Source organism: Pseudonocardia oroxyli, assembly GCF_900102195.1.
GTDB classification, from domain to species: domain Bacteria; phylum Actinomycetota; class Actinomycetes; order Mycobacteriales; family Pseudonocardiaceae; genus Pseudonocardia; species Pseudonocardia oroxyli.
The window spans coordinates 306470-327742 of the sequence record NZ_FNBE01000003.1 but is presented as its reverse complement, the minus strand read 5'-3'; the positions used below and the strand labels follow the sequence as shown (position 1 = coordinate 327742).

19 protein-coding genes are annotated in these 21273 nt (G+C 73.6%); 13 read left to right on the top strand and 6 right to left on the bottom strand.

The window, feature by feature from the left end:
* Positions 1-41: 41 nt before the first annotated feature.
* From secD to BLS43_RS06485, 4 genes are all read left to right on the top strand, one after another.
* Entirely contained in the window at positions 42-1577 is a 1536-nt protein-coding gene (gene secD, locus BLS43_RS06500) for a protein translocase subunit SecD (RefSeq protein ID WP_093078218.1), read from the top strand.
* Between the two features lies 1 nt (position 1578).
* Positions 1579-2742 (top strand): protein translocase subunit SecF, encoded by a 1164-nt coding sequence (gene secF, locus BLS43_RS06495; RefSeq protein WP_093078215.1) that lies wholly within the window; start codon positions 1579-1581, stop codon positions 2740-2742.
* Entirely contained in the window at positions 2739-3281 is a 543-nt protein-coding gene (locus BLS43_RS06490; protein ID WP_093078212.1) for an adenine phosphoribosyltransferase, read from the top strand. The genes secF and BLS43_RS06490 overlap by 4 nt, the downstream gene beginning before the upstream one ends.
* An 81-nt stretch (positions 3282-3362) precedes the next feature.
* Positions 3363-5684, top strand: a complete 2322-nt coding sequence (locus BLS43_RS06485) for a RelA/SpoT family protein (RefSeq protein ID WP_176921197.1) — start codon at positions 3363-3365, stop codon at positions 5682-5684.
* An 89-nt stretch (positions 5685-5773) separates the two neighbouring features.
* Here the strand turns inward: BLS43_RS06485 and BLS43_RS06480 are convergent, their stop codons facing one another.
* Entirely contained in the window at positions 5774-6613 is an 840-nt protein-coding gene (locus BLS43_RS06480) for a peptidylprolyl isomerase (RefSeq protein WP_093078210.1), read from the bottom strand.
* 77 nt (positions 6614-6690) lie between these two features.
* Between BLS43_RS06480 and BLS43_RS06475 the strand changes: the two genes are divergently transcribed.
* From BLS43_RS06475 to BLS43_RS06465, 3 genes are read left to right on the top strand one after another with little or no spacing between them, the layout of a single operon-like run.
* The gene (locus BLS43_RS06475) at positions 6691-7362 is read left to right on the top strand and encodes an MBL fold metallo-hydrolase (RefSeq protein WP_093078207.1); all 672 of its coding nucleotides are present in this window, start codon (positions 6691-6693) and stop codon (positions 7360-7362) included.
* Complete coding sequence (gene hisS / locus BLS43_RS06470) at positions 7359-8630, top strand: histidine--tRNA ligase (RefSeq protein WP_093078205.1); 1272 nt, start codon at positions 7359-7361, stop codon at positions 8628-8630. Before BLS43_RS06475 ends, hisS begins: the two co-directional genes overlap by 4 nt.
* Before the next feature lie 59 nt (positions 8631-8689).
* The gene (locus tag BLS43_RS06465; RefSeq protein WP_093078202.1) at positions 8690-9259 is read left to right on the top strand and encodes a class I SAM-dependent methyltransferase; all 570 of its coding nucleotides are present in this window, start codon (positions 8690-8692) and stop codon (positions 9257-9259) included.
* A gap of 109 nt (positions 9260-9368) precedes the next feature.
* On the opposite strand, the gene BLS43_RS06460 is transcribed toward BLS43_RS06465, so the two are convergent.
* Complete coding sequence (locus BLS43_RS06460) at positions 9369-10478, bottom strand: YibE/F family protein (protein ID WP_245707331.1); 1110 nt, start codon at positions 10476-10478, stop codon at positions 9369-9371.
* Positions 10479-10888: 410 nt separating this feature from the next.
* On the opposite strand from BLS43_RS06460, the gene BLS43_RS06455 reads away from it, so the two are divergent.
* The 5 genes from BLS43_RS06455 to BLS43_RS06435 all read left to right on the top strand — a co-directional run bounded on the left by BLS43_RS06455 (position 10889) and on the right by BLS43_RS06435 (position 16841).
* Positions 10889-11959, top strand: a complete 1071-nt coding sequence (locus BLS43_RS06455) for an Rv2578c family radical SAM protein (protein ID WP_281245815.1) — start codon at positions 10889-10891, stop codon at positions 11957-11959.
* Positions 11960-11993: 34 nt separating this feature from the next.
* Positions 11994-13760, top strand: coding sequence for an aspartate--tRNA ligase (gene aspS / locus BLS43_RS06450; RefSeq protein ID WP_093078197.1), 1767 nt, complete (start codon positions 11994-11996; stop codon positions 13758-13760).
* Positions 13760-14701 carry a DUF389 domain-containing protein gene (locus BLS43_RS06445; protein ID WP_093078194.1) on the top strand — a complete coding sequence of 314 codons (942 nt, stop codon included), beginning with the start codon at positions 13760-13762 and terminating at the stop codon, positions 14699-14701. The genes aspS and BLS43_RS06445 overlap by 1 nt, the downstream gene beginning before the upstream one ends.
* Before the next feature lie 62 nt (positions 14702-14763).
* The gene (locus BLS43_RS06440; RefSeq protein ID WP_093078191.1) at positions 14764-15969 is read left to right on the top strand and encodes a hypothetical protein; all 1206 of its coding nucleotides are present in this window, start codon (positions 14764-14766) and stop codon (positions 15967-15969) included.
* A gap of 62 nt (positions 15970-16031) precedes the next feature.
* Complete coding sequence (locus BLS43_RS06435; RefSeq protein WP_245707330.1) at positions 16032-16841, top strand: GDSL-type esterase/lipase family protein; 810 nt, start codon at positions 16032-16034, stop codon at positions 16839-16841.
* On the opposite strand, the gene BLS43_RS06430 is transcribed toward BLS43_RS06435, so the two are convergent.
* The 4 genes from BLS43_RS06430 to BLS43_RS06415 form a co-directional block, all read right to left on the bottom strand.
* Complete coding sequence (locus tag BLS43_RS06430) at positions 16838-17035, bottom strand: hypothetical protein (RefSeq protein WP_093078189.1); 198 nt, start codon at positions 17033-17035, stop codon at positions 16838-16840. The genes BLS43_RS06435 and BLS43_RS06430 overlap by 4 nt on opposite strands.
* Before the next feature lie 85 nt (positions 17036-17120).
* The gene (locus tag BLS43_RS06425; protein ID WP_093078186.1) at positions 17121-18275 is read right to left on the bottom strand and encodes an aminotransferase class I/II-fold pyridoxal phosphate-dependent enzyme; all 1155 of its coding nucleotides are present in this window, start codon (positions 18273-18275) and stop codon (positions 17121-17123) included.
* Positions 18272-18757 carry an Lrp/AsnC family transcriptional regulator gene (locus BLS43_RS06420; protein WP_218129726.1) on the bottom strand — a complete coding sequence of 162 codons (486 nt, stop codon included), beginning with the start codon at positions 18755-18757 and terminating at the stop codon, positions 18272-18274. Before BLS43_RS06420 ends, BLS43_RS06425 begins: the two co-directional genes overlap by 4 nt.
* A gap of 10 nt (positions 18758-18767) precedes the next feature.
* Entirely contained in the window at positions 18768-19937 is a 1170-nt protein-coding gene (locus tag BLS43_RS06415; protein ID WP_093078183.1) for an aminotransferase-like domain-containing protein, read from the bottom strand.
* 244 nt (positions 19938-20181) lie between these two features.
* Between BLS43_RS06415 and BLS43_RS29835 the strand changes: the two genes are divergently transcribed.
* On the top strand, positions 20182-21261 hold the full coding sequence (locus BLS43_RS29835; RefSeq protein WP_176921195.1) for a hypothetical protein: 1080 nt from the start codon (positions 20182-20184) through the stop codon (positions 21259-21261).
* The last annotated feature ends 12 nt before the right edge of the window (positions 21262-21273 follow it).

Genomic DNA, 21273 nt, shown 5'->3' with positions numbered 1-21273 from the left:
CGCACGCAGCGCAGTCCGAGGCGACCGGGAGTGGAAGAAGAGTGGCAACGACCCCGGGGCGGATCCGCCCCTGGCGGTACCTCGCGGGGTTCGCGGGCATCGTCGTGGCGCTGTACGCGTTGGTGGCCTTCACCGGTGACCGGTCCTTCGCGCCGAAGCTCGGCATCGACCTGCAGGGTGGCACCCGGGTCACGATGACCGCGCGCACCGCGGACGGTCAGACCCCGCCGCGGGACCAGCTGATCCAGGCGCAGGCGATCATCGAGCAGCGCGTGAACGGGCTGGGCGTGAGCGGCGCCGAGGTGGTGCTGGACGGCAACAACCTCACCATCACCGTCCCCGGTGACGGTGGCGAGCAGGCCCGTGACCTGGCCCAGACGGCGCAGCTGCGGTTCCGGCCGGTCGTCGGGCAGCCGATCCAGGCCACCCCCGCCGACCCGGCGCAGCCCCCCGCGGCGGACCCCGAGTCGCCGGACGCCGTCGCGCAGGCCAAGCAGCTGCGGCAGAGCACGGACCCGACGACGCAGCAGATCGCGCTGCAGACGCTGGACTGCAACGCCCCGGACCCGCTGCAGGGCTACGACGACCCGGCCCTGCCGCTCGTCGCGTGCGACCAGAACAAGACGGCCAAGTACGTCCTCGGCCCGACCATCGTCGAGGGCACCGAGATCGCGTCGGCCACGGCCACGCAGGACCCGAACGGCGTCGGCTCGGTCGTCGACCTGACGTTCAAGTCCGCGGGCAACGCGGCGTGGGGCGCCTACACGGCGGCGAACGTCGGCACCCAGGCGGCGTTCGTGCTCGACGGCGAGGTCGTCTCGGCCCCCACCATCCAGGGCGCGCTCTACGGCAACACCCAGGTCAGCGGCAACTTCAGCCAGGAGCAGGCGCAGAACCTCGCCAGCGTGCTGCGCTACGGCTCGCTGCCGCTGTCCTTCGAGTCCTCCGAGGCCCAGACGGTCTCCGCGACGCTGGGGCTCGCCTCGCTGGAGGCCGGGCTGCTCGCCGGCGCCGTCGGCCTGATCCTGGTGTTCGTCTACTGCCTCTTCTACTACCGGGTGCTCGGGCTGCTCACGATCCTGTCGCTGATCCTGTCCGGCGCGGTCGTCTACGCCGTGCTGGTGCTGCTGGGGCGCTGGATCGGGTTCACCCTCGACCTCGCGGGCGTCGCCGGGTTCATCGTGGCCATCGGCATCACGGCGGACTCGTTCGTGATCTTCTTCGAGCGGCTGAAGGACGAGGTCCGCGAGGGCCGCTCGTTCCGGTCCGCCGTGCCGCGGGCCTGGGTCCGCGCCCGCCGCACCATCCTGACCGCGGACGCCGTCAGCTTCCTCGCCGCGGCGGTGCTCTACATCCTGGCCGTCGGCCAGGTGAAGGGCTTCGCGTTCACCCTCGGCATGTCCACGGTGCTCGACCTGGTCGTGGTGTTCCTCGTAACGCACCCGCTGGTGGCGCTGGCGTCGAACTCGAAGATCTTCTCCAGCCCCGCGCTGTCCGGCCTGGGCTCGGTCGCCAGGATCGGGGCGCAACGCCGCCGCACCCGCGAGACCGCCTCGTCCGGCACGAAGGGGGCCTGAGATGTCCGTGTTCAGCAGGCTCTACTCCGGGACCGGCGCGTTCGACGTCGTCGGGCGCCGCAAGGCCTGGTACGTCACCTTCGGGGTGCTCGTCCTGATCTCGGTGCTGTCGATCGCGATCCGCGGGTTCAACCTCGGCATCGACTTCACCGGCGGCTCACAGATCCAGCTGCCGGCCGCGGGCGTGAACGGCACCATCACCACCGAGCAGGTGGAGCAGGTCTACCGGTCCGCCGTGGGCGAGGACCCCGCGACCGTCCAGTCGGCGGGGGTGGGCGACTCGGCGACGATCATCATCCGGTCGGAGGCGCTCGAGCCCGCCCAGCTCGCGGCCCTCAAGGACGGTCTGAACGCGCAGCTGCAGCCCGTCGGCGGCGAGCAGGTGATCAGCGACAGCGCCGTCTCCGGCACCTGGGGCGGGGAGATCACCCGGCAGGCGCTGATCGCGCTCGGGGTGTTCCTCGTGCTGGTCACGCTGTTCCTGGCGCTCTACTTCGAACGCTCGATGGCGATCGCCGCGCTCGTGGCGCTGGTGCACGACGTCGTCGTCACCGCGGGCATCTACTCGCTCGTCGGGTTCGAGGTCACGCCGTCCACGGTGATCGGCCTGCTCACGATCCTCGGCTTCTCGCTCTACGACACGGTCGTGGTGTTCGACAAGGTCAAGGAGAACACCCGCGGCCTGCTGCAGCTGACCCGCCGCACCTACGGCGAGCAGGCCAACCTCGCGGTGAACCAGACGCTGATGCGCTCCATCAACACCTCGCTGATCGCGGTGCTGCCGGTGATCGGGCTGATGGTGGTGGGCGTCGGGCTGCTCGGCGTCGGCACGCTCGCCGACCTGGCGCTCGTGCAGCTCGTCGGCATCATCGCGGGTGCGTTGTCCTCGCTGTTGCTGGCCACGCCGCTGCTGGTCGACCTCAAGATGCGGGACCCGCGCTTCCGCAAGCAGGCCGAGCGGGTCATGGCCCGCCGGGCGCGGGCGGCCGCGACCCGGTCGGGTGAGGCCCCGGAGTCCGCGCAGTCCTCGGACCTCGACACCACCGACGACGAGGCCGTGGCCCGGGAGCTGCGCCGCGAGCGGGCCCTCGCGGCGGCGGCGAGCTCGCCGCGGCGCGCCCAGCCGCAGCCGGGTCGTCCGCAGGGCAAGAGGCGCCGCCGGTGACCGCCGCAGGCGACGACTCCGAGTACGAGCTGGAGCGGGTGCGGGACCTGGTCCGCAGCGTGCCGGACTACCCCGAGCCGGGGGTGCTGTTCCGCGATCTCACGCCGGTCCTCGCGGACGCCGAGGCGTTCGCGACCCTGACCACCGAGCTGGCGGCCTGGGCGGGTGCCGCGGACCTGGTCGCCGGGGTGGAGGCGCGCGGGTTCCTCATCGGCGCCGCGGTCGCGCTCGTCGCCGGGACGGGCGTGGTGCCGATCCGCAAGGCCGGGAAGCTGCCGTCGGTCGCCGGGACACGGACCTACGACCTCGAGTACGGCACGGCCACGCTCGAGCTGCCCGCGGGCGTCGTCGAGCCGGGCACGACGGTCTTCGTGGTGGACGACGTGCTGGCCACCGGGGGCACCGCCGCCGCGGCCTGCGGCCTGCTGACGGACGCGGGCGCCGAGGTCACCGGGTTCGCCACCGTGATCGAGCTGGCGGCGCTGCGGGGGCGGGACAAGCTGCCCGGCGTCGAGGTCCACTCCCTGCTCTCCTACTGAGGCGCTCCGCGCCCGTGAGTGGTAAGTGGTGCCCTGGCACCACTTACCACTCACGGGCGCGGAGCGCCTATCGTTGAGGGGGTGACGGACGTCCAGCAGACCAGCCCCGCCGAGCTCGATCCGGCGCTGGAGTCGGCCAGACCGTCCGCCACCCGGCGCGTGCGGGCCCGCATCGCCCGCCGGATGACCCCCCAGCGCGTGGCGATCGTGAAACCGGTCCTCGAACCGCTGGCCAGTGTGCACCGCACGTTGCACCCCAAGGCCGACCTGGTGCTGCTGCAGCGCGCCTACGACGTGGCCGAGGAGAAGCACGCCCACCAGAAGCGCAAGTCCGGGGACCCGTACATCACGCACCCCCTGGCCGTCGCCACGATCCTCGCCGAGCTGGGCATGGACACGACCACGCTGGTCGCGGCCCTGCTGCACGACACCGTCGAGGACACCGACTACTCCCTCGACCGGCTGCGTGCGGAGTTCGGCGACGAGGTCGCGCACCTGGTGGACGGGGTCACCAAGCTCGACAAGGTGGAGTTCGGCACGGCCGCGGAGGCCGAGACGATCCGCAAGATGGTCGTCGCGATGGCCCGGGACCCGCGGGTCCTGGTGATCAAGCTGTCCGACCGGCTGCACAACATGCGGACCATGCGCTACCTGCCGCCGGAGAAGCAGGCGAAGAAGGCCCGCGAGACCCTCGAGGTCATGGCCCCGCTGGCGCACCGGCTCGGCATGGCCACGGTGAAGTGGGAGCTGGAGGACCTGTCCTTCGCGATCCTGCACCCGAAGAAGTACGACGAGATCGTCCGGCTCGTCGCGACCCGCGCGCCGTCCCGGGACACCTACCTCAAGCAGGTCATCGCCGAGATCTCGCGACAGCTGCAGGCCGCCCGGGTGGACGGCACCGTCGAGGGCAGGCCCAAGCACTACTACTCGATCTACCGCAAGATGATCGTCAAGGGCCGCGAGTTCGACGACATCCACGACCTGGTGGGCGTGCGCGTCCTGGTGGACGAGGTGCGGGACTGCTACGCCGCGATGGGCATGGTCCACGCGCTGTGGCAGCCGATGCCGGGCCGGTTCAAGGACTACATCGCCCAGCCGCGCTTCGGCGTCTACCAGTCCCTGCACACCACGGTGATCGGGCCGGACGGCAAGCCCCTCGAGGTGCAGATCCGCACCCACGAGATGCACCGCACCGCCGAGTACGGCATCGCGGCGCACTGGCGGTACAAGGAGACCCGGGGCCACAACAACGGCTCGTCGGTCGAGATCGACGAGATGTCCTGGATGCGGCAGCTGCTCGACTGGCAGCGCGAGGCCGCGGACCCCGGGGACTTCCTCGAGTCGCTGCGCTACGACCTCGCGGCCAAGGAGCTGTTCGTCTTCACCCCGAAGGGGGACGTGCAGACCCTCCCGGTCGGCTCCACCCCGGTCGACTTCGCCTACGCCGTGCACACCGAGGTCGGGAACCGGTGCATCGGCTCGCGGGTCAACGGCAGGCTGGTCGCGCTGGAGCGCACGCTCGAGTCCGGGGACGTCGTCGAGATCTTCACCTCGAAGGCCGAGGGCGCCGGGCCGTCGCGGGACTGGCTGGGCTTCGTCCAGTCACCGCGCGCCAAGACCAAGATCAAGCAGTGGTTCGCGAAGGAGCGCCGCGAGGAGGCCATCGAGGAGGGCAAGGAGGCGATCACCCGGGAGGCCCGCCGCACGGGCATGCCGCTGCAGCGCCTCGTGTCCGCGGACGCGATGAACGCGGTCTCCCGGGAGCTGCACTTCACCGAGATCTCCCAGCTCTACGCGGCGATCGGCGAGGGCCAGACCAGCGCCCGGCACGTCGTGCAGCGGCTCACCGCCCTGCTCGGCGGCATGGAGGACGCCGAGGAGGAGCTCGCCGAGCGGGCCACCCCGTCGACGGTGCGGGTCCGCCGCCCGAGCGGGGACGCCGGCGTCGTCCTGCAGGGCGCGGACGGCGCCGAGATGGGAGACGTCTACTGCAAGCTCGCCCGCTGCTGCACCCCCGTCCCCGGGGACGAGATCCTCGGGTTCGTGACGCGCGGGGGAGCGGTCTCCGTGCACCGCACCGACTGCACGAACGCCGCGGACCTCAAGGCCCGCAGCGAACGGCTCGTGGACGTCGCGTGGTCGGTGTCGCCCGCGTCGGTGTTCCTGGTGGCGATCCAGGTCGAGGCGCTGGACCGGCACCGGCTGCTGTCGGACGTCACGAAGGTGCTGGCGGACGAGAAGGTCAACATCCTCTCGGCCTCGGTGACCACGAGCCGCGACCGGGTGGCGGTGAGCCGGTTCTCCTTCGAGATGGGCGACCCCAAGCACCTCGGCCACGTGCTGCACGCCGTCCGCAACGTCGAGGGCGTGTACGACGTCTACCGGGTCACCAGCGCCGGCTGACCCCGTGAGCGGCGATAGTCGCTATAGCGGCTCCGCCGACCCACCCCGCCGCCTCCGGCGGCTGCCGACCCCCGGCCGCCGCTCACGGCTCAGGAGACGGTGGCGGTCTCGATGGTGACCGGGGTGGCGGGGGCGCCGTCCCCGGAGCCGCTGGTCGTGCCGCCCGCGGCGACCGTGTCGAGGGTCTGCAGGCCGGGGGCGTCGATCGTGCCGAACACGGTGTAGTTCGGGTCCAGCTGGGCGTTGCCGTAGATCATGAAGAACTGGCTGCCGTTGGTGTTCGGGCCCGCGTTCGCCATGGCCAGCAGCCCGCGGCCGTAGGTGATCTCCGGGAACGTCTCGTCCGCGAACGAGTAGCCGGGGCCGCCGCTGCCGCTGCCCGACGGGTCGCCGCACTGCAGCACCTGCAGGCCGGGGGCGGTGGTGAGCCGGTGGCAGGTGGTGCCGTCGAAGTAGCCCTGCTGCGCCAGGCTGACGAAGCTGTTGACCGTGCAGGGGGCCAGCGCCCGGTCCAGCGTGAGGCCGATCGGGCCCGCGGACGTGGTGAGGGCGGCGGCCACCGTGCCCTGCGCGCTCACCCCGGTGGTCTGCGCGGGCGGGGTCGCCGGCTTGGCCGCCTGCTCACCCGCCGGGTACGCGCAGTCGACCGCGGCCGGCAGCGGGGTGGGCCGGACCGGGACCGGGGCGTTCTCGGTGGGGACGTTCTGGGCGGCGTCCGTCGGGGCCGCGGCCGGCGGCGGGGCGGCGGAGGTGTCGGACTTCCACGGGGCGGTGACCAGCAGCACCACGGCGACGACGACCACGACGACCGCCCCGGCCGAGGAGAGCACCGCGACCCGCTTCTGTCGGCGCGCCCGCTCCTCCCGGTGCTTCTGCTGGTTCGCCAGCTTCCGCTTGGCCGCCTCCCGGCGCATCTGGTTCGTGGCCACCCGAGAATCCTCCGTCACTAGATCGCCCCGGCAGGGTAGCGAGGTCGCCTGTGTGACCCGCGTCTAGGCTGGTCGCCGTGCTCGTGGTCGGTTTCCCCGCAGGGGCGTTCCAGACGAACTGCTACCTCGTCGCGACCGGTGTCGGGGAGGCGTGCGTGATCGTCGACCCGGGCCAGGACGCCGAGGAGCCGCTCTCCGCCGCGCTGGCGGAGCACCGGCTCACCCCGGTCGCCGTGCTGCTGACCCACGGCCACTTCGACCACACCTTCAGCGTGCAGCCGGTGTGCGACGGCGCGGACATCCCCGCCTGGATCCACCCGGACGACCGCGAGCTGCTCGCGGACCCGATGAAGGGCATCAGCAAGGAGTCCGCCGCCTTCTTCGGCGGCCGGCTGGAGCTGCGCGAGCCGCGCTCGGTCGAGCTGCTGGTGGACGGCGGCGACCTCGAGCTGGCCGGGATGCGGCTGCGGGTCGACCACACGCCGGGCCACACCCGGGGCTCGGTCGTGTTCACCACCGAGACCGAGGACGGGGTCGAGGTGATCCTCGCCGGGGACACCCTCTTCGCGGGCTCCATCGGGCGGACCGACCTCCCCGGCGGCTCGCACGAACAGCTCCTCACGAGCATCCAGGACCGGCTGATGACCAGGCCGGACAGTGGCGTCGTGCTCCCCGGGCACGGCCCCACGACGACGATCGGCCGGGAACGGGCCGCAAACCCGTTCCTCCAGACGAGGCAGGGACTGTGAGCACGTTCTCGGCGCCCAAGGGCATCCCGGAGTACTACCCGTCGGACGGCGGGTCGAGCTCGGCCGGGTTCGTGCACGTGCGGGACACGCTGTCCGCCGCGGCGGAGCGGGCGGGCTACGGGTACATCGAGCTGCCGGTCTTCGAGGACACGGGGCTGTACGCGCGCGGCGTGGGGGAGTCCACGGACGTCGTCAGCAAGGAGATGTACACCTTCGCCGACCGCGGGGAACGGTCGGTGACGCTGCGGCCCGAGGGGACCGCGGGCGTCGTGCGGGCGGTGATCGAGCACCACCTCGACAAGCAGGGGCTGCCGGTCAAGCTGCGCTACGCCGGCCCGTTCTTCCGCTACGAGCGGCCGCAGGCCGGGCGGTACCGGCAGCTGCAGCAGGTGGGCATCGAGGCGATCGGCGCGGACGACCCGGCGCTGGACGCCGAGGCCATCGCGATCGCCGACGAGGGCTTCCGGGCGCTGGGGCTGCGGGGCTACCGGCTGGAGCTGACCTCGCTGGGGGACGCGGCGAGCCGCCCGGCCTACCGCGCCCTCCTGCAGGACTTCCTCGCGGGCCTGGACCTCGACGAGGCGACCCGGGCGCGCGCGGAGATCAACCCGCTGCGGGTGCTCGACGACAAGCGCCCCGAGGTCCGCACGCTGATGCTGGACGCGCCGCTGCTGCTCGACCACCTCTCGCCGGAGGCCCAGGCCCACCACGAGGCCGTGCTCGGCCACCTGGACGACCTCGGCGTCGCCTACACGATCAACCCGCGGATGGTGCGCGGGCTGGACTACTACACCAAGACCACGTTCGAGTTCGTGCACGACGGGCTCGGCGCCCAGTCCGGCATCGGCGGCGGCGGGCGCTACGACGGGCTGATGGCCACCCTGGGCGGACCGCAGCTGTCCGGCGTCGGGTTCGGGATCGGGGTCGACCGCACCCTGCTGGCCTGTGCCGCCGAAGGGCTGCAGCCGTGGTCCGCGGCCCGGGTCGAGGTGTTCTGCGTGCCGCTGGGCGACGAGGCCCGACGCAGGCTGGTCACCGTCGCCGGTGCGTTGCGGGCCGCCGGGGTCCGGGTGGACCTCGCCTACGGCGGCCGCGGCCTCAAGGGTGCGATGAAGTCCGCGGACCGCTCGGGCGCCCGCTACGCGCTCGTGCTGGGGGAGCGCGACATGGAGTCCGGGACCGTGGGGGTGAAGGACCTCGCCTCCGGGGACCAGCGGTCGGTGCCGCTCGAGTCGGTGGTGACGGAGCTCGCCTCGCTGCTCGCGTGAGCGGGGTCTCGTCCCCGGTGAGCAGGGACCGATGAGCAGGGACCGATGAGCAGGGACCGATGAGCACGGCGGACCGGGAGCGCTGGGACGCCCGGCACGCGGCCGTGGGGCTCGGCACCCCGATGCCGCCCGACGGGCTGCGGGGCCGGGAGTCGCTGCTGCCCGGGGCGGGGCGGGCACTGGACCTCGCCTGCGGGCGGGGCGCGGTCGCCGTGTGGGCGGCGCAGCGGGGTCTCGCGGTGGACGCGGTGGACGTGTCGCCCGCGGCCGTGCGGTCGGGGCGGGCGCTCGCGGGGGCGGTGGGGGTGCGCGCGGTCGAGGTCGGTGAGACGGCCGCGCCGGGCGAGGTGCGGTTCGCGGTGGCGGACCTGGACGCCTGGCGGCCGCCCGAGGGCGTCTACGCGCTCGTCGTGTGTCAGCGGTTCCGCGATCCGGCGCTGTACCCGGCCCTGGCCGCGGCCCTCGCACCCGATGGCCTGCTGGTGGTCACGGTGTTGTCCGAGGTCGACGACGAGCCCGGGCGGTTCCGCGCGCGACCCGGCGAGCTCCGCACGGCGTTCGGGCACCTCGACGTGCTCGCGGACGAGGAGCGGAACGGGGAGGCGACGCTGGTCGCGCGGCGCCCGTGACGCCGCCTGTGACGCCCCCGGGTCGGGTCACGGGCGGGTCATGATCCACCCGTGGGGAGGAGGAGGGTCGATTTCCGACCGTCCCGCTCCCGGAGTGTGGATCACCCCCTCAGGCCCGCTCCCGGCTCGCGACGACCGCCGCGAAGGCCGTCGTGATCGGCACCGACGCGACCAGGCCGATGCTGCCGACCAGGGTGCGGACGACCTCGGTGGCGACGTCCTGCGAGGTCAGCACCGCCCCCGGGCCCTGCCCCGCCACCGTGAACAGCAACAGCAGGGGCAGCGAGGCACCGGCGTAGGCGAGCACCAGGGTGTTGACGGCCGACGAGACGTGGTCGCGCCCGATCCGCATGCCGGCGGCGAACAGCTCTCGCGGGCCGAGCGAGGGGTTGGCGGTCCGCAGCTCCCAGACCGCGCTGGTCTGGGTGACGGTGACGTCGTCGAGCACGCCGAGCGCCCCGATGATCACCCCGGCGAGGACGAGGCCGCGGGCGTCGACGGGCGCGCCGAGCGTGGCGATCAGGCCCGCGGTCGTGTCGTCGAGCCCCGTGAGCCGGGCGAAGGCCGAGAACACCGAGCTCAGCACCGCGATGAGGCCGAGCGAGAGCAGGGTGCCGAGGACGGTCGTCGACGTGCGCGCGGAGAAGCCGTGGGTCAGGTACAGGACCAGGAACATGATCACCGACGCGCCGATCACGGCGACCGTGACCGGGCTGGACCCGGCCAGGATCGCGGGCAGCACGAACACGACGAGCACCACGAGGCTCAGCCCGAGCGCGACCAGCGCCGCCAGCCCGCGCCACCGCCCCAGCGCGAGCACCGCCAGCGCGAACGCCGCGCCCAGCCAGATCAGCGCGCTCCCGCGCTGGAAGTCGACCACCTGGTACGAGCCCGGGTCCGCCGCGTCACCGCCCGAGTAGGCGACCTGCACCGCGTCGCCGACGGCGAAGCGGGGGGTCGACGGCTCGATCGGCACGAGCTGCACCAGGTCGCGGCCGGGCAGCGGCCCGCCCTCCATGTGCAGCGTCAGCCCGGCGCAGCCGCCGTCTCCGGAGCCGGGCGAGCAGTCGGCCGCCTGCGCCGCCGTGACCTCGGCGTGGAACACCTCCTGGGGTCGCTGCGTGCTGTGCGGCAGGTCGCCCGTCGGCCAGAGCACGACCAGCCCGACCAGCGTCGCGAGCGCACAGGGGACCAGCAGGGCGGCCAGCAGGACCCGCACCCGGCGCCCGGCAGGTGCCGCGGGCCCGTGGCCGTGGCCGTGGCCGTGGCCGGTTCCGGGCGCCGGCTCGGGCTCCGGCTCCGCGACGGGTGCGGGCGGGACGACCGGGATCGGCTCCGTCCGCTCCGCAGCCGAGCCTCCCGCAGCCGAGTCTCCCGCAGCCGAGCCTCCCGCAGCCGAGCCTCCCGCGGCCGAGCCTCCCGCGGCCGAGCCTCCCGCGGCCGAGCCTCCTGCGGTCGAGCCTCGCCGAGCCGGGTCGCCCGCCGCCCCGCGCGCGGGTGCCCCGTGCTCGGGCCGGAGCGCGCGACGGTCGTGACGGGCCATCCCCGCATCCTCGCGACCCCCGCCGCGGCGACGACGCGCGGGTCCGGGCTTGCGCACGATCTCGAACATGTGTTCGACTGACGCTCGTGCGATGGAGCGGTCAGGAACCCCAGCAGGCGCTCCCGGGACTGGTCCGGACGGTCCGGGCCCCGGAGTTCGCCGGCGTCGTCTTCCACGAGGTGGAGGCGAGGTCGGCGCTCAACCGGGTGCCCGGCTCGTCGCCGATGCCGTTCTCGTGGACGGTGAACCCGTACCGGGGCTGCTCGCACGCCTGCGTCTACTGCTTCGCCCGCACCACCCACACCTACCTCGACCTCGACGCGGGCCGGGACTTCGACTCCCAGATCGTGGTGAAGGTGAACGTCGGCGGGGTGCTGCGCCGCGAGCTCGCCCGGCCGCGGTGGGCGCGCGAGCCGGTCGCGATGGGCACCAACACCGACCCCTACCAGCGTGCCGAGGGCCGCTACCGGCTGATGCCCGGGATCGTCGAGGCGCTGGCCCGCTCCGGCACGCCGCTGTCCGTCCTGACCAAGGGCACCGTGCTCGCCCGTGACCTGCCGCTGCTCGCCGCCGCCGCGCGGGACGTGCCGGTCGGGCTCGGGGTGTCGCTCGCGCTGCTCGACCGGGACCTGCAGGGCAGGCTGGAGCCGGGCACGCCGAGCCCGCGCGCCCGGCTGGACCTCGTGCGCCGGATCGCCGACGCGGGCCTGGACTGCGGCGTGATGATCGCGCCGGTGCTGCCGTACCTGACCGACTCCCGCGAGGCGCTCGACGCGGTGCTGGCGCAGGTGAAGGAGGCGGGCGCGTCCGGGGTGAGCGTCCTGCCGCTGCACCTGCGGCCGGGCACCCGCGAGTGGTTCCTGGCCTGGCTGGCGCGGGAGTACCCGCCACTGGTCCCGCGCTACGAACGGCTCTACCGCCGCGGCGCCTACGCCGACCCGCAGTACCGCAAGGCCCTCGCCGCCCGGGTCCGCCCGCTGCTGCGTGCGCACGGCCTGGACCGCGGGGAGGGTGTGCGCCGCAGCGCGCAGGACGACGGGGTCTCCGCCGGCCGGGTGTCGGCCCAGGCGGGTTTCCCGGCGTCGGACGTGGCGCGGCAGGCCCCGCCCGCGGAGCACCTGGCGGCCCCGGTGGTGGAGCAGTTGACCCTGCTCTGAAATGCGGTCGCACCGGCGGATAGCCTTGCCGACCGTGATGCGAACCCACCCCGTCGGCACGCTGCGTGCCGAGCACGCCGGCCAGACCGTGACCCTCGCCGGATGGGTGGCCCGTCGCCGCGATCACGGCGGCGTGATCTTCGTCGACCTGCGGGACGCGTCCGGCTCCGCCCAGATCGTGTTCCGCGAGGGCGAGATGGCCGAGCGGGCGCACCGGCTGCGCTCGGAGTTCTGCCTGCAGGTGACCGGCGAGGTCGTGCCGCGCCCGGCGGGCAACGAGAACCCCGACCTGCCCACCGGGGCGATCGAGCTGACCGTCACCGAGTTCACCGTGCTCTCGGAGTCCGCGCCGCTGCCCTTCCAGATCGACGAGCAGACGGTCGGCGAGGAGGTCCGGCTCAAGTACCGCTACCTGGACCTGCGCCGGGCCGAGCCCGCCGCCGCGATCCGGCTGCGCAGCAAGGTCAACCAGGCCGCGCGCAGCGTGCTGGAGAAGCACGACTTCGTCGAGATCGAGACGCCGACGCTCACCCGCTCCACCCCCGAGGGCGCCCGGGACTTCCTGGTCCCCGCCCGCCTCAAGCCCGGCTCCTGGTACGCGCTGCCGCAGTCCCCGCAGCTGTTCAAGCAGCTGCTGATGGTCGGCGGGATGGAGCGCTACTACCAGATCGCGCGCTGCTACCGGGACGAGGACTTCCGCGCCGACCGGCAGCCGGAGTTCACCCAGCTCGACATCGAGATGAGCTTCGTCTCCCAGGACGACGTGATCGCCCTGGCCGAGGAGGTCCTCGCGAGCCTGTGGCGGCTCGTCGGACACGAGATCACCGGGCCCATCCGGCGCATCTCCTACGCCGAGGCCATGTCCCGCTACGGCAGCGACAAGCCGGACCTGCGCTTCGACCTCGAGCTGACCGAGCTCACCGAGTACTTCGCCGAGACCGGGTTCCGGGTTTTCCAGAACCCGTACGTCGGCGCCGTCGTCATGCCGGGCGGGGCGGCCCAGCCCCGCAAGCAGCTGGACGCCTGGCAGGAGTGGGCCAAGCAGCGCGGCGCCCGCGGCCTGGCCTACGTGCTGGTCGACGAGGACGGCACCGTGTCCGAGAAGGGCCCGGTGGTCAAGAACCTGTCCGAGGAGGAGCGCGCCGGGCTGCCCGCGGCGGTCGGGGCCAATCCGGGCGACTGCATCTTCTTCGCCGCAGGCCGGCCGAACGAGGCCCGCGCCCTGCTCGGTGCGGCCCGCCAGGAGATCGCCCGGCGCACCGGCCAGATCGACGAGAGCGCCTGGTCCTTCGTCTGGGTCGTCGACTTCCCGATGTTCGAGAGCACGGCCGACACCACGGACGTCGCGGTGGGCAAGGGCGCCTGGACGGCCCTGCACCACGCCTTCACCTCGCCGACGCCCGAGTGGATCGACAAGCTGGAGTCCGACCCGGGCCACGCGCTGGCCTACGCCTACGACATCGTCTGCAACGGCAACGAGATCGGCGGCGGGTCGATCCGTATCCACCGGGCCGACCTGCAGAAGCGGGTCTTCGAGATCATGGGCCTGTCGGACGAGGAGGCGCAGGAGAAGTTCGGCTTCCTGCTCGACGCGTTCGCCTACGGCCCGCCCCCGCACGGCGGGATCGCGTTCGGCTGGGACCGGATCACCGCGCTGCTCGCCGGGCAGGACTCGATCCGCGAGGTCATCGCGTTCCCGAAGACCGGCGGCGGCTTCGACCCGCTCACCGCGGCCCCGGCGCCGATCACGCCGGAGCAGCGCAAGGAGGCAGGGGTCGACGCCCAGCCCCCGACGCCGTAATGCTGCACCTGCGGGTCGTCAGCCCCGCGCAGACGACACCGCAGGTCCTGCGGCTGCTGGAGGCCGAGGCCGGGGTCGCGCACCTGGTCCTGCACCGCGGCGCGGCCGTGCGGCCCGCCGGGGACGTCGTCGAGGCGGACGTGGCCCGCGAGTGCGCCGACGCGCTGCTCAGCGACCTGCGCACCCTCGACCTGGACCACGACGGCGCCCTCACCCTCGAGTCGCTGGACACCGTGCTGTCGGACTCGGCGGACCGCGCCGAGGAGGCGGCACCCGGCGAGGGCTCCGACGCGGTGCTGTGGGACGAGCTGATCGCGCGCACGGGGGAGGAGTCGCGGCTGTCGTTCTCCTTCCAGGCCTTCCTGACCATCGCGTGCCTGCTGGCCGCGATCGGCGCGATCACCGACTCGGCGGTGCTGGTCGTGGGCGCGATGGTCCTGGGACCGGAGTTCGGCCCGCTCGCCGCCGTCGCCGCCGGGCTGGTGCTGCGCCGGCGCGACCTCGTCCGCCGCGGCGGTACCGCGCTCGCGGTGGGCTTCCCGCTGGGGATGGCGATCACCGCGGCGGCCACGGTGCTGTTCGACGCCACCGGCCTGCTGGTCAGCGCCGATCTCGACGGCCTCGACGAGGTGGCGTTCATCTACCAGGTCGGCCCGTTCTCGCTGATCGTCGCGCTGCTCGCGGGGGTGGCCGGGACCCTGGCGCTGACCTCGGCGAAGTCCGGGAGCCTGGTCGGGGTGTTCATCTCCGTCACGACCGTGCCGGCGGCGGCGTTCGCCTCCGTCGCGGCCGTGGAGGGCCGGTGGTCCGAGGCCGGGTTGTCGGCGTTGCAGCTGCTGGTCAACCTCGTCGGGATCGTGGTCGCGGCGGCCGGGACGCTGCTCGTCGCCCGGTGGACCGGCGCCCGCCGCGACCGCGGCCGGGAGCTCTCGGCGGGCTGAGGGGCACGCCGCTGCCCGCGCGCCACCCGGCGCGGCAGGCCACAGGGGGTAGGGTCGACCCGATGTCACGTGACCTGGCCGACTTCCCCAGGCCCGTGCTCACCGCCCTCGCCGCCGCCGAGCGCTTGTTGACCCGCCGCGCCGGCGCGAGCGTGGTGCTCGCCGACCCCGAGGACCTCGGCGGCAGCGAACGGTCGGTGGTGGCGCGCGCCCGGGTGGCGCGCAACCCGTTCTCGCTGCCGCGCACCCTCGTGGTGAAGCACTATCTCGGCGATCCCGGGCCCGACCGGCCCGACCCGTTCCACTTCGAGGTCGCGAGCTGCCAGCTGTTCACCGCCCTGCCGGTCGACTCCCGGCCCAGCCCGGTGCTCATCGCCCACGATCCGCAGGCCCGGCTGCTGGTGCTGGAGGACCTCGGCCGCAGCTCCACGCTCGCGGACACCCTGTTCGGCACCGACCCGGTCGCCGCCCAGCGCTGCCTGCTGAGCTGGGCCCGCGCGCTGGGGCGCATGCAGGCGGCCACCGCGGGCCGGGAGAACGACTTCGGCGCGCTGTTGCGCAGGCTGGGGGAGCGGGCCCGCCGCGACCCGATCGCGGACGAGGCCCGGGCGGCGTTCGCCGGGGTGCCCGAGCTGCTGCGCCAGGCGCTCGGGGTCACCGTGTCCGCGGCGGCCGAGGCGGAGGCCCGCGAGACCGCCCGGCTGTTGGGTGGGACCCGGTTCCGGGCCTTCAGCCCGTCGGACACCTGTCCGGACAACAACCTGGTGACCAGCCGCGGCGTCCGCTTCGTGGACTTCGAGTGGGGCTGCTTCCGGGACGTCGCGCTCGACGCGGCCTACTTCCGGGTCCCCTTCCCCGGCTGCGAGTCCAGCTTCGCCCTGCCGGACGGGATGGCCGACGCGATGCTCGAGGCCTGGCGCAACGAGATCGCGACGGTCTGGCCCGACCTGGACGACCCGGCGCTGCTCGGCGCCCGCCTGCTCGACGCCCAGCTGCTGTGGGTCTGGCTGTGCACGTGGTGGCTGCTGCCCCGGATCACCGGGCCGGACGCCACCGACACCGCGTTGGGCCCCGATCCCGGCCGCTCCCCGCGGACCAGCGTGGCGCTCGCCGAGTACTGGCGCCGCCTCGAGCAGGACGCCCGCGGAGCCGGTCGCACGGCCACGGCGGAGCTGGCCGCGGCGATCGCCGCCGCGCTGGGGGCCCGGTTCGACCCCGAGGGCGGGCACACCCTGGCGGTGTACCCGGCGTTCCGCGAGTTCGCCTGACCGCCCGCCGACCTTCACCACGCGCACATCGGACGGGTCGGGCGAGGATCGATCATGCCCTCGTGACCGTGCAGACCCTCGCCCCTGCCCGTTCCGGCACCCTCGCCCCCCGCCCCATCCGGACCCTGGCCGCGCTGGGCGACTCCACGGTCGTCGGCGTGGGGGACCCCCTGCCCGGCGGCGGCTGGCGGGGATTCCCCGCGCTGCTGCGGGACGCCGTCGGGGCCGACCTGCTCAACACCGGCCGCACCGGCGCCCGCATGGCGGACGTCCGGGACCTCCAACTGCCCGCGGCCGTCGCCGCCCGCCCGGAGGCGGCGGTGGTCTGTGCGGGGATGAACGACACCCTGCGCTCGGACTTCGAGCCGGCGGGCATCCAGCGCGACCTCGCGGCCGTCCTGCGGGCACTGCACGGGGTCGGCAGCCATCCGGTGGTGCTGCGCTACCACGACCACACGCAGGTCTTCCGGCTGCCGCACCGGCTGCGGGCCGCGCTGCGCTCGCGGGTCGCGGCCTTGAACACGGCGATCGACGGGGCCGTGCAGGAGAGCGGGGAGACGGGGGCGACCGGAGTGCTCGACCTGCACCGACTCCCGGGCGGCTACGAGCGGACGGCGTGGAGCGTGGACCGGTTGCACCCCTCGGAACAGGGGCACCGGCTGCTGGCCCGGGGCACCGCCGAGCTCTACCGCGCGGCGGGGTTCGCGGTGCCGGGTGAGGTGACGCTGGAGTGCGCGGGCGGGCGCGAGGTCACGGCGCTACACCGCGGGGCGTGGATCGTCGTCAAGGGCACGCCGTGGCTGGTACGCCGCGGCCGGGACCTCGGCCCGGTGATCCTGCGCGGCCTCCTCGACGGAGACCGCGCCCGCTAAGCGGACTTCTGCAGCGGGGCGGGCGCCAGGGGCAGGCCCGTCTCGATCTCGAAGAGGGAGGCCCGGCTGCAGGGTCCGCAGACCCAGCTGATCCCGGCGACGGTGTGGTGGCTGCTCCAGGCGAGCCCGCGGACGTCACGGGCGGTGCGTGGATCGTGACAGACGGCGCAGCGGCTGGGCGGGTTCTCGTCCATGCCTGCCGAGGATGGCCGAGTCGCATTGCCGTTCTGTGAACGCCACACCCCTCGATGTTGCTTTCCGGGGAAGACTGTGAACCTGTTACCGCGAACGCAGGAACCGGCCCATCCGGACGAGGGCCTCCTCCAGCAGCGGCAGCGCCGTGGCGTAGGAGCAGCGGACGTGCCCCTCACCGCTGGGCCCGAACACGTTCCCGGGCACCACGGCCACCGACTCCGCCTCGAGCAGCCGCTCGGCGAAGGTCTCCGAGTCCAGGCCCGACGACCGGATGGACGGGAAGGCGTAGAACGCGCCGCCCGGCTCGGGACAGTCCAGCCCGATCTCCCGCAGGCCCTTCACGAACACCCGGCGGCGCCGGTCGTAGTCCGCGACCATCTCCTCGACGTCCCCGTCCGCCTCCTTCAGCGCCTCCACGGCGGCGAGCTGGGAGACGTGCGGGGCGCAGAGCATCGTGTACTGGTGCACCCGGACGCACAGCTCGGCGATCGTCTGCGGCGCGCAGATCCAACCGACCCGCCAGCCGGTCATCGCCTGGGCCTTGGAGAACCCGCCCAGCACGACGGTCCGCTCCCGCGCCCCGGGCAGGGCGCCGAGACTGGTGTGCACGCCGTCGTAGGTCAGGCGGTCGTAGATCTCGTCGGAGAGCAGGTAGAGGTCGTGCTGCTGCGCCACCCGGACCAGGCCCTCCAGGGCGCTGCGCGGCTGCACCGCGCCCGTCGGGTTGGCGGGGGAGCCGATCAGGATCGCCTTGGTCCGCGGGGTCACGGCCGCCGCGACCACCGCCGGGTCCACGGCGAACCCGTCCTCCGCGCGCGTCGGCACCCGGACGGGGGTGCCGCCCGCGAACGCGACGCACGGCTCGTAGGCCACGTAGCAGGGCTCCGGGACGATCACCTCGTCCCCGGGGTTGAGGACGACCCGCAGGGCGAGGTCGAGCCCCTCCGACACCCCGGTGGTGATGAGGCACTCGGAGTCCCACGCGTAGCTCGCCGAGTACCGCTTCCGCAGGTCGGCGCAGATCAGCTGCCGCAGCTCGGGCAGCCCGGCGTTCGACGTGTAGGTCGTGTAGCCGTGCTCCAGGGCGTAGATGCCCGCCTCGCGGATCCGCCAGGGTGTGACGAAGTCCGGCTCGCCGACGCCCAGGGAGATGACGTCCTCCATCTCCGCGGCGATGTCGAAGAACCGCCGGATGCCCGACGGCGGGGTGGCCCGGATCGTGTCGTTGAGCGGCTTCACGGGGTCACCGGCAGCCGGTGGTCCGGCTCGGGGTCGGAGAACGAGTCCCCGTCCCGCTTGTGGGTCTTGAGCACGAAGTGCGTGGCGGTGGCCTGCACCCGGTCGATCGTGGACAGCTTGCGGCTGACGAAGTCGCTCACCGCCCGGATGTTCGGCCCGACGACCGTGCACCGCAGGTCGTGCCCGCCGGAGACGAGGTAGCAGCTCAGGACCTCGTCGAAGCGGGCGATCCGCTCGGCCACGTCGTCGAACCCCACGCCGCGGGCGGGGGTCACCGCCACGTCGATGAACGCGGTCACCTCACCGGAGTCGCCGTCGACCTTCTCCCAGTCGACGACGGCCTTGTACCGGCGGATGACGCCCGCCCTCTCCCACTCCTCGACCTGGGCCGTGACCTCGGCGACGGACCGACCGGTCATCGTCGCCAGGGTGTCGTGACCCAGCGTCGAGTCCTTCTCCAGAAGCTCGAGGATCTCGCGCACGTCGGCGACCCTACGACAGGCTGCGCGCGAGCCGCCGGACCGCCTCCCGCAGCTCGTCCGGCGGGTAGGTGGCGAAACAGACCCGGGCGCTGTGGGCGAAACCGGCGTCGACCGAGAAGGCGGAGCCGGGCACGAACCCGACGCCGTTCTCGACGGCCCGGGGGAGCAGCGCGGTCGTGTCGGGGGCGTCGGGGCCGTCGAAGTCCAGCCAGACGAACATCCCGCCGGTGGGGGTGGAGCGACGGACCCCGCCCAGCTCGGTGTCGATCGCCGCGGTGAGGGCGGCGGCCCGCTCCCGGTTGGCGGCGCGGAGCCCGTCGAGGTGGGCGGCGAACCACGGCTCGTCGGCCAGCAGCTCGGCCGTGATCGCCTGGGTCAGGGCGGAGCCGCAGAGGTCGGTGGACTGCTTGAGCCGCTCGACGGCCGCGGTCAGCGGCGCGGGCCCGGTGAGCCAGCCGACCCGCAGGGCGGGCGCGAGGACCTTGCTGGCGCTGCCCAGGCGCACGACCCGGTCGCCGTGGGCGGCGACGGGGGTCGGCGGCGCGCCGTCGAAGGCCAGCAGCCCGTAGGGGTCGTCCTCGACGACGAGGAAGCCGTAGCGCTCCGCGAGCCCGGCCAGCGCGCGGCGGCGCTCCTGGCTCAGGGTGACCCCGCGCGGGTTGTGGAAGCTGGCGACCGTGTGGACCAGCCGCGGCCGCAGCCCGCCCGCCAGCCGCTCGGCGAGCAGGTCGACGCGCAGGCCGTCCTCGTCGACGGGGACGGCGTGGACCGCCGCCCCGGCGGCCTGCAGGACCTGCAGGGCGCCGACGTAGACGGGATCCTCGACGACGACCGGGTCGCCGGGGTCGAGCAGCGCGCGGGCCACCAGGTCGAGGGCCTGCTGCGACCCGCTGGTGACGACGACGTCCCCGCCTCCGACCGGCCGTCCGATCCGGGCGCTCTCGTGGGCGGCGACCACCTCGCGCAGCACCGCGATCCCGGTCGTCTCGCAGTATTGGGCGGCGGCCGGGTCGGCGAGCGCCCGCGCGGCGGCCTCGGCGATCCGTGCGCGCGGCAGGGCGTCGGCGGCGGGCAGCCCACCGGCCAGGCTGAGCACGTGGGGGCGAGCGGTGAGGGTGAGCAGGTCCCGGATGGCCGAGCCGCGAACGGCCGACAGACGGGTGGACAGCGTGAGCGACATGAGCGTTCCCGAGGCAGACGGTGGGGGAGCCGGGCTCCGGGGTCGGAGCGTGGTGGCCGGGTCCCGCGGGGGTCGTCCGCGGCGTGGGGTGCCGAACCGGGTGGGGTTCCGCTCCATGGTGCAACAGTCGTCCTGCGATTCGGAACCGAGATTCCAGGATATGGGAATGTGTCGAGGTTGCGAACCGATCACGACAGCATTCGGGTGATGGCCTCACCTGCACGGACCCTCTAGGTTGCCGGGCATGAGCTACCCGCCCGGTGACGACGGCGACCAGGCCCGTCCGCAGCAGCCCGGCCCGAACGACCCCGGCTACCCGCAGCAGGGCGGTTACCCCCAACAGGGCGGATACCCCCAACAGGGCGGCTACCCCCAGCAGGGTGGCTATCCGCAGCAGGGCGGCTATCCCCAGCAGGGCGGTTACCCGCAGCAGGGTGGCTATCCGCAGCAGGGCGGTTACCCCCAGCAGGGCGGTTACCCGCCGCCCGCGGGCTACCAGGGCGGCTACCCCCAGCAGGGCGGGTACCCGCCGCCCGCGTACCCGGGACCCGGTGGCGGTGCTCCCGCGCTGCCGGACCCGCTGGTGGCGGCGGACTTCGGCGACTGGTGGACCAAGGTCATCGCGGTGCTCGGCCGCAGCTGGCAGCCGCTGCTGATCATCCAGCTGGCGACCGCGCTGCCCGCGCTGATCATCGGCGCGCTCGTGGCGTGGGCGATCGCCGCGGCGGCGGCGGGCAGCGGCGGCGGTGCCGTGCTCGCGTTCATCGGTGTCGGGCTGTCCCTCATCATCGTCGTCGCGGCGTCGCTGCTCGCCCAGGGCGCGTCGATCTACGTCGTCACCCGGCAGGCCGCCGAACAGCCGGTGAGCGCCGGTGAGGCACTGTCCTTCGCCGCCAGCCGCGCGCTGCCGCTGCTCGGCTGGGGCATCGTCGCCGGGATCCTGGTCGTGGTCGGCCTGATCCTGCTGGTCATCCCCGGCATCTACCTGGGCGTGGTGTTCGCCGCCTCGCTGACCGGTGTGATCATGTACGAGCGGGCGGGCATCGGCCGCACGTTCGAGCTGGTCAACCCGCAGTTCTGGCCCACGCTGGGCAGGCTGATCACGTTCGCGATCGCCGCGTGGGTGTACTCGCTGGTCATCGGCCTGATCATCGGCAGCTTCACCGAGCAGGGCTCGGCGGTGCAGGGGATCCTCACCAACATCTTGACCCTGCCGGTCTCCCTCGCCTCCGCAGGCGTCGCCGTGGTGACCTACGCGAGCCTGCGCAACAAGGAGAACCCCCAGGTCGGCACCCCCACCCTGGTTCAGGAGATCCAGCGCTAGTGGCACCCTGGT